The sequence below is a fragment of the Paeniglutamicibacter sp. NPDC012692 genome, from assembly GCF_042901625.1.
Taxonomy (GTDB): Bacteria; Actinomycetota; Actinomycetes; order Actinomycetales; family Micrococcaceae; genus Paeniglutamicibacter.
This window is the reverse complement of the sequence record NZ_JBIBDE010000016.1, coordinates 1-7854: the sequence shown is the minus strand read 5'-3', so window position 1 is coordinate 7854 and position 7854 is coordinate 1. Positions and strand designations below refer to the sequence as shown.

Here is a 7854-nt window from a genome sequence, read left to right as displayed (position 1 = left end):
ACGACCATGTTATGCCCGTTGTTGCCGTGGACAGGTGTCTGCTACGAATACCCGGAGGTTCTTGCCGACGAGGGTGGCGGCTTCGACCTAGGGGGTGTGGAGGGGTGTCCGGCCACGCTAATGGCGGCTCAGTCATGGGTGGCCCACGTCCGGCCGCGCGGTTGGATCGACATGAACAAATGTCGCTGGTTAGTGATCAACAGGGAGATCCAAGCCCCGTGAAACCAGGGAATTATCCACAGGGTCCCTGAGCAGCTGGCTCGTGATAATCATGGCTTGCACAGTGGCCCGGCGCCCGATGTGGAGTCTCACCTCACGTTTAACAAGTCTTGAACCTCGAATGCGCCTGAGTTAGGGTCGTGGATTGTGCGAGTGTGCCCGGCCGCGTGGTTTTGCAAGGGTTTCGTGCCTTGGGGGCATGAAAGCACAAGCAGTCTCCCATAAAGTGTTAGCGCAATTTGCCTACTGATACCACGGCCGAGATATTTTGCACACGCGCACAGCACCGACTCCTAGCCGCAAGGGCCCTGGTTTTCCAGCAGTGGAGTCATGGATCACGAAGGACCGTTCCCAAACGTGAAAGAACCCCGCCGGACGCGTTGCGCCGGCGGGGTTCTCGTGCTCTCAGACCTTGGGGGATTCTGAGAACAAATGACCAGATACATTGGGGACCAGTCGTTCGAAACAGTATCTGCAATCCCATGCTGTGTCTACCTTTCGTGGAGACGTTGCGAGGTGTCGCCCTTGGAGGCCGCTCCGTCATTGTTCTTTTCTGCTGTCCAGCCTAGGAGGCCTGAATAGGCGTGTGGGATGCTCCCAGTGCTCGATGCATCCCCACTTCTTACCAGACGTCGAAACTGACGCTCAGAAGTCGGGTCAGGGATCTTAGGAAGATTCGTAGGGAAACTCCCGCTAGATGACCCTTCTATGGTTCAAGTCAAGAGGGTTTGAACCATAGAAGGGTCATCTAGAGGCATGAGAAGCTGGAAATCATGTTGATAGCGATGGCCGGGCTTCCTGGCTCGGGGAAAAGTACCGTATCCGTTGAGCTCGCGCAGGCGCTGGGCTGTGCATTGCTCTCGGTTGACCCGGTTGAGGCGGCGATGTGGCATGCGGGTGTTGGTCGCGAGCAGCCCACCGGGCTGGCGGCCTACGTAGTGGTTGAGTTCCTGGCTCGGGAACAGTTACTGATCGGTAATGACGTCATCGTCGATGCGGTCAACGACGTCGATCTTGCGCGTGAACATTGGAGGTCGCTGGCGTCGCGGCTTGAGCTACCGCTTGCGTTCGTGGAAGTGTTCTGCAGCAACGAAAAGGAGCACCAGCGGCGGTTGGCTGGAAGGCAGCGCGACATAAAGGGATTCCCTGAGCCGACATGGCAGTCTGTCGTTGAGCGCCGGAGCGGATTCGATGATTGGGACGGAGACCGCGTGCGCGTGGACTCGATGCGGCCGCTCGCAGATATTGTCGCGACCGTGCTGGAATATCTCGCGAGCCGTCGACGCCCAGACACAACGATTCAGCCGAGCGGTGACCCCAACCTGGCGTAGCGGTGTGCGCTTTTGGTCGGCAGCGGCTGCCGGGGGGGGGGGGGAGAACAGAAGCGCAGGATCCCGCAACTTTCAGTAGCTACCCAAGTCTGGGTAAGTCATCTCGGCGCGTTTGGGACTCAGTTCTGCCTCGGGGCGCTGTATTGCTAGTCCTCTAGGAGAGCAGATCTGAAGCTAGGCCTCCAAGGCACCAGACACTGTTCCCGAATCGTGCCGAAACTGCCGAAACTGCCGAGCAGGGAGTGCTTCACTGGCACCTGGAGGCAAAAGCACTCCCTCCCGGCCTCGACACCATTCGGTGGCCATATCCTCGCCGGTTTAGCGATGGGTTCTGGTGACTATGCGGGTGAGACCGCGTGCCGGGTGTTGAAAGCTGCCCGGTGCACGGTAGCCCAGCATCACTGTTCCGTCGTGTTTCCCCAGGTCAATCCGTGACCGAATCGGTAGAGCGGATCTTCGGTGTCGAAGGGGACGTCTTCGCGTGACTTCATCACGGCGGCATTGGACCGGGGGAGGTCAAAAGGGAGACGGCCAGAGGTTTGTGCGTGACCGGTCAGGGCGTCGAGGAGGAGCTTGTCATCTACCCCGAATGTGCCGGTGATTGCAGCGATTCCTGCTTCCAGAAGAGGCGTGAGGACGGCTGCTCGTTCGAGAAATATGTCGACGATGGTCGGCACCTGCTGTGCGATTTCTCTGATGCGCTTGATTTCATCGGAGGCGAATTCGAGTGTTCCTTCGTGGAAGGCCGCGTCCAACGTTCCCGCTGGCTTTTTGAGGTAAGGCGCTGCGAGACGCAGAATTGCGATGTCAGCCTTTTCGGGTGTGGCAACTGGTGTGGCGTATTCGCCGAGCACGCCTAGATCAAGGCCCTCGCTATACACCTTGGTGCTTGGGGTGAGGGAGATGGGCGAGCCGTGGATCGCGACAATGGAGGCTCGCTGGGCACGTTGAGCCAGGGCGAGGTTCGATTCTGTTCGTACCCGATCATGGATTTTGTCAGCCACGACGGTCCCGGCGCCAGGATCGTCCAGTAATCCTAGCCGGGCTTTGTCCGTGAGGACGCGACGCACCGATTCATTGAGGCGCTCTTCGGTGACGAAGCCGCGTCGCACAGCTTCTAGAATCAGTTCTGGGTCGGATTCTCCCCCGAGTTGATCGACGCCGGCGTCGAACAAACGGCCAACCCGTTCGACTGGTTCGAGGTTCAAATGACCCCAGGCCCTCACCGGCAGTTCGACCCCAAGCCGGGGAAGATGCATTCCAGTGACGATGTTAAAGTCGGTGACTATGACTCCATCGAAGCCCATCCGTTCACGAAGTAGGTCTGTGATGATTGATCGTTGGAAAGCGAAACCGACCTCTTCGTGCTCAGTGCCACGGGGAGCGGCATAGCCGGGCATCATCATGGCGACGCCTTCCTCGATCGCTGCAGCGAACGGTATGAGATGATCCTCAAACCGGCCACCTGGATAAACGGTATGTGCTCCGCGTTCGAAATGAGCGTCGTTACCGTCACGTTGGGGGCCCCCGCCAGGGAAGTGTTTGGCTGTCGCGAGCACGAGTTCGTGGGCGCCACCGCTCTGTAGTCCGCGAACGAAAGCGCGGGTTGTTTCTGCAGCATGGTGCGGGTCCTCGCCGAATGTTCCCGCGACGCGTGCCCAGCGTGGCTCGGTGGCAAGGTCGGCCATCGGATGGACGGCGATGTGGACACCAGCGCCCCGCAGTTCGCTCGCCATCATCCTCGCGACATCTTCGACCAGCTGGGGATCCCAGATGGCCGCCAAACCGATTGGTTCGGTAATTGTACTGAAACCCGCACCTGACTGACCGATTTGCGCATTGCGGGTGCGGCCGTGGGTGGGATCAGAGCCGATGGTGACCGGGATTTTTAGGCGAGTTTGGGCTGTTAGGAAGCGAATATGTTCACTCCAACGTGCCAGAGCTTCGACATTTGGCATGTTCATGAGTCCAAGATGGCCGATGTGGCGGTCGAGGATCATCTCGGAAGTTGGCACGAAGCCAAAAGGGGACTGGTCTTCTGTGCCCTCCCATAGTGTCCCGTCAGGATTCATGGTGACGCGGGCGGCCAATAGTGCGCCGGCCTTCTCCGGCAGCGTCATCTCCTTCAAGAGGGTGCTGATGCGGGTGCGGCTGGTTTCAGTGAGGTGGACCAAGTACTTCTCCTTGAACAGTTCTAGTGATTGCTTGAGTCTCGGTTGCTTCCTGAGGAACCCGAGAGCATATGTTTCGTTGACCGTTGTGCCGGTTGATACAGGCGATGCGTTCGGCAAGTGCAGGCGGAAACCTGACATCCGGGTGCCAGCCTGCGTCTGGAGTAGAGCAGGGCCAAGGCGGGCGGATGTTGCGCTCAGTGGACCACTAGCCGCTGTTGCAGACGTGTGAGTTGTCCATCTGTGAGACCGTGGTGCGTCAAGTATTCGGTGACGGAACCGAACTCCGAATTGATCCATTCGAAGGAAGCGTCGAATCCTGTCTCTGTGGTTCCGTGAAGCATCGCCCGAATTTTGTGGTTATCCGGAATATCCAGTCCCATCTGGGTGATCTTTAGGAGTGTCCGGTCCGCCCATTCGCCGGATAGATTCTTACCGGAGGTGGAGTAGTCTGCGCGCACAGCGTCCCAAGATGCTCCGACGGCGAATAGTACGATAGCGACCGCTAGGCCCGTGCGGTCCTTGCCGGCAGTGCAGTGGATCAGCACCGGGTCGTCAGCATCGGCGATTGTTCCTGCGATTCGGGCGAAGTCCCCGCCGTGGCCACGGACGAGCGAATCATACAATTCTGAGAGCGGCCGCATGTCGGCAAAGGATGTCGGGATTGCACCGTCGAGCATTGGAATGGCTAGGAGTCGCGGCGAGACCGAGCCTGCATCCAGACCTGGGGCTCGCGCAGACTCCGCTGCACTCCGGAGGTCGATGACGGTGGAAATCCCGCTTCGTGCCAGGTCATGCCAACCTTGGTCAGTGAGGTCGGAGAGCGATTCGGAACGATATATGACTCCGGGCCGTATGGTTCCCCTCTTTGTAGGCAATCCGCCAAGGTCACGGAAGTTTAAAAGTCCATCGAGTGCGATTGCAGCTGTGGTTGTCATGAAATCAGTTCTTTCAGGGCATCGTCGGCAGGAGCCGTCGGGCGGTTGAGGACGGAGCGGAATCCCACAATGGTCAAAAATGACAGAAGCACTGCGGTTGCGGCGAAGAGGTAGAGGGCCATGTAGTTCTTGTCGCCTCCAGCAATGGGGTCTCCCGAGCCGACCAGGAGCAGGAGAGGTGCGATGGCGGGGGCGATGGTCTGTGGGAGGGTTTTGGCCATGTTGAAAATTCCTAGGAATTTGCCTTCTTTACCCGCAGGGAGAGTTCGCATGACTAAGGCCAGATCGACGGAGAAGTAGATTCCCATGGCGATCCCCGACAGTAGTACCCCGAAGAGGTAGAGAACGAGGTTGTTGCTAAATGCGCTGATGAGCAGGCTCGCTGCCATAAAGAGAATTGCCGTGACTAGGTAGGACCCGTACCGGCCGCGCCGTGACGCCAAGAAGCCCGTGCCCCAGGAAACTACACTCATGACAACCAGGGTTAGGATCCCGACCAGAAGAGAGAGCTGCGTCGCCGCGGCTGCGGACATATTCATTCTCAACATGAGGAAGTAGAGCCCAAACGCGCTAACCAGTGTGTAGCCGGTCTGCATGACAAAGCGTTGGAGTGCCACAAAAGCAAACGTCGGAGCTTCCTTGGGGCTGAAGACAAACGACGTCAGGATGCTTCGGAGGGTAACTCGGGGGATATCTCCCACTGGCAACGGGTCCTTGATGACAATACATACGGCTGTGACGATCGCCACGGACACCAGCGGCATTGCCAGGAACAGCATGGGGAGGCTGGTTGCGAAAACTGCAGCTAGCCCATACGCGGACAGCATTCCCAGGCCGGACGCAGCACCAAAAATGCCTGAAGCTTTTCCTCGGTCCTCATCTGCGACTTGCTCAGCAAGCATGGCATTTAGCGCAGCAAAGGTCGCGTTGTAACCCGCCTGAGCAACCATCCAGCCCAAAGCCAGAACGAGCACGCTCGGCGCTGCCAGCATCATTCCCGCTCCCACTGAACCCACCAGAATGCCTGTTGCGATCCAGGGACGTCGTCTCCCGAAGCGGCTCCTTGTCCTGTCGGACATGCCTCCGAACAGAGGATTTGTAATAAGAGCTGTTGCTCCACCGAGTGCAGTTACCAGTGCAATGGATACTTCTTTTTGTCCTACCGGCACCAGCTCCAGCACTTTGAGCGACAATGCGACAGCAGACGGCGCCACCAGAGCCCCGTATGTTGCGAACTCGATGAGTGCCAGCAGGTAGATGTTCCGGGGCGAAGCTCGTTGTTTTGATTCAGCTAAGGGCCTGAATGACATTGGGGGTTCCTTTCAGTGAACTCGTCGATCTCGATTCCATCAGCGGTAAACGACGCGAATGAGTTAACCTAGTGACTACTAGGTTAACTTTTTTGATCCTTGGCTCCATGGAAGAATCGTGATCATGAATCATCACGCATCCTCAGACGGGCGGGTCCGCCGTGGACTCGAACGGCGCGAACGTATCCTCGAGGCGGCTGTGCGGCGGTTCGCTCACCAGGGGTATGACGCCACCCGCATAGTTGACGTCGCTCGGGACGCGGGGATGACTGATGCGGGGCTAATTCACCACTTCCCGACCAAGCTTGATTTGTTCATGGCCGTAATCCAGCGCAGGGAAGAGTTGTTTACCCCGATTGGTGAGCGGGAATTGAAAACCGTCGCCGACATGATCGTGGCGTTCAACTCGGGGGTTCGCTCCGCGACGAAAGAGCCGGACTATGTGCGTTTTCGTGCCATGCTCAGCGGGGCAAGTGTCCTCGACAACCACCCTGCGACGGACCACCTCGCCAAGCGCCTCGTCGAAGCAGTGGATTTTCTTGTTCCGTATATTGAGAGAGGGATAGCCACCGGCGAGTTGTTACCCGGGCTTGAACCGCGATCAATTGTTCTCCAGATGCTAGCTCTCAACGACGGAATTCGTGCGCAATGGGCCTTGCTTCCAGAGCTTATCGACTATGCAGATGCCCTCGAAGAAGCCACTAGCGTTTTTTACCGACAGATCTCGGGCAGGGAGCCCGGTGGTTCCGGGAACGCCATCGGCTGAAGTTCTTGGGTAATGAGATGGCCGCCTCTGCTCGTCGAGGGCGCCGCATGGTCATCGCCCATAGGTTTCACAAGGTCTAGGAAGACTCAACAGCGACCACTTACGCGGGCTAGGAGTGCGCCCCTGTATGGGAATGCGACCAGGGAAGAATACCGGAGGCATGCCCGGAAGGAGAACCCGTCCCTCGGCAAACAACCAGACCGACCCTGGAAGCGGTGAGCCAGGCTACCCGGGAGAACACCGCTGAAGCGCAGTGCCTCTACAAATTCGCCCTCGTCGGGTGCCGAATCCCGGAATCCGTCACCCAATCGAGGACTGGCTTCACCGAACTCTGCATCCAGCTCGAAGGCCTGTCACTGTGGTTTTTAACGCTAAATGGTTCTGGCACAAATTTCGTGAATGGTGAGGGACTGCCGATTCGGTGGGATCGTTGCGACTGTGTGAGGAATCGCTGCGGGTGGTGTCCCGTATTTGAACGACGTGCTGGTGGAACGGGTCCGCCGGCTGGATGGAACGGTCCAGGTCTCGGCCCGGACCCGCGAGGATAGTGTGTTTCCTTGCCCGGGCTGGCGAGCCCCGGCGCGGTGTGGAACGGCGACCTTCGGGACGCCGCCAGCCGCGCAGACGTCATCATTACCGACGGCCCGGGCCAGCACACGGAGGCACTTGCCCCCTACCGGGTGACCACCGAGGTCCTCGGCTGGGCACCCAAGGGTGTGCGCTTAGCGCCCTGCCCGCCTTTCGTGCGCGGGCGGGAAGTCTCTGCCGGTGCAATTGCCGGCCCGTCCTTTGTCGGCCACGGATTCAAGGCGGCCTTGCTGCCGGTGCAGCAGGCGGCCCTTTCCATGCTGCTTGACTCCGTAGGAAAATAGGTGGCCCACGCTGTCGGGGATGCTGATTCATCGTCCGCCAACGAGTCCACGGCATGAAGGCATGGAGCCAACGGTCTCCCTGCACAATGCAATTCGGGGCAGGGTGGGCCCCCTGTCTTGCGAACCGTCAATGGCCGTCCCATTGGAGGTTGGGCGGATTCTGGCGGTCACTGCAACAGGAGGCTTCCGATCAGTTCGATCGGCTTCCTGAACTCTAGCCGTTTGCGTGGTCTGTCGTTGAGTTCGG

The 7854-nt window shown here is 58.8% G+C and carries 7 protein-coding genes; 4 read left to right on the top strand and 3 right to left on the bottom strand.

Annotated features, from left to right (window positions below):
- Both ACFY5D_RS22020 and ACFY5D_RS22015 read left to right on the top strand, forming a co-directional pair.
- Positions 1 to 222: hypothetical protein (locus tag ACFY5D_RS22020; RefSeq protein ID WP_387534737.1), on the top strand; the 222-nt coding region annotated here is incomplete at its 5' end.
- 770 nt (positions 223 to 992) lie between these two features.
- Positions 993 to 1550: an AAA family ATPase gene (locus ACFY5D_RS22015; RefSeq protein WP_387534735.1), complete on the top strand. Its 558-nt coding sequence runs from the start codon at positions 993 to 995 to the stop codon at positions 1548 to 1550.
- A 398-nt stretch (positions 1551 to 1948) separates the two neighbouring features.
- On the opposite strand, the gene ACFY5D_RS22010 is transcribed toward ACFY5D_RS22015, so the two are convergent.
- The 3 genes from ACFY5D_RS22010 to ACFY5D_RS22000 all read right to left on the bottom strand — a co-directional run bounded on the left by ACFY5D_RS22010 (position 1949) and on the right by ACFY5D_RS22000 (position 5969).
- The gene (locus ACFY5D_RS22010) at positions 1949 to 3724 is read right to left on the bottom strand and encodes a glycoside hydrolase family 3 N-terminal domain-containing protein (protein WP_387534733.1); all 1776 of its coding nucleotides are present in this window, start codon (positions 3722 to 3724) and stop codon (positions 1949 to 1951) included.
- 194 nt (positions 3725 to 3918) lie between these two features.
- On the bottom strand, positions 3919 to 4659 hold the full coding sequence (locus tag ACFY5D_RS22005) for a tyrosine-protein phosphatase (protein WP_387534731.1): 741 nt from the start codon (positions 4657 to 4659) through the stop codon (positions 3919 to 3921).
- Positions 4656 to 5969 (bottom strand): MFS transporter, encoded by a 1314-nt coding sequence (locus ACFY5D_RS22000; RefSeq protein ID WP_387534729.1) that lies wholly within the window; start codon positions 5967 to 5969, stop codon positions 4656 to 4658. The genes ACFY5D_RS22005 and ACFY5D_RS22000 overlap by 4 nt, the downstream gene beginning before the upstream one ends.
- Positions 5970 to 6093: 124 nt before the next feature.
- On the opposite strand from ACFY5D_RS22000, the gene ACFY5D_RS21995 reads away from it, so the two are divergent.
- Positions 6094 to 6735: a TetR/AcrR family transcriptional regulator gene (locus tag ACFY5D_RS21995; protein ID WP_387534727.1), complete on the top strand. Its 642-nt coding sequence runs from the start codon at positions 6094 to 6096 to the stop codon at positions 6733 to 6735.
- 557 nt (positions 6736 to 7292) lie between these two features.
- Positions 7293 to 7607 (top strand): hypothetical protein, encoded by a 315-nt coding sequence (locus ACFY5D_RS21990; protein WP_387534725.1) that lies wholly within the window; start codon positions 7293 to 7295, stop codon positions 7605 to 7607.
- Positions 7608 to 7854: the final 247 nt, after the last annotated feature.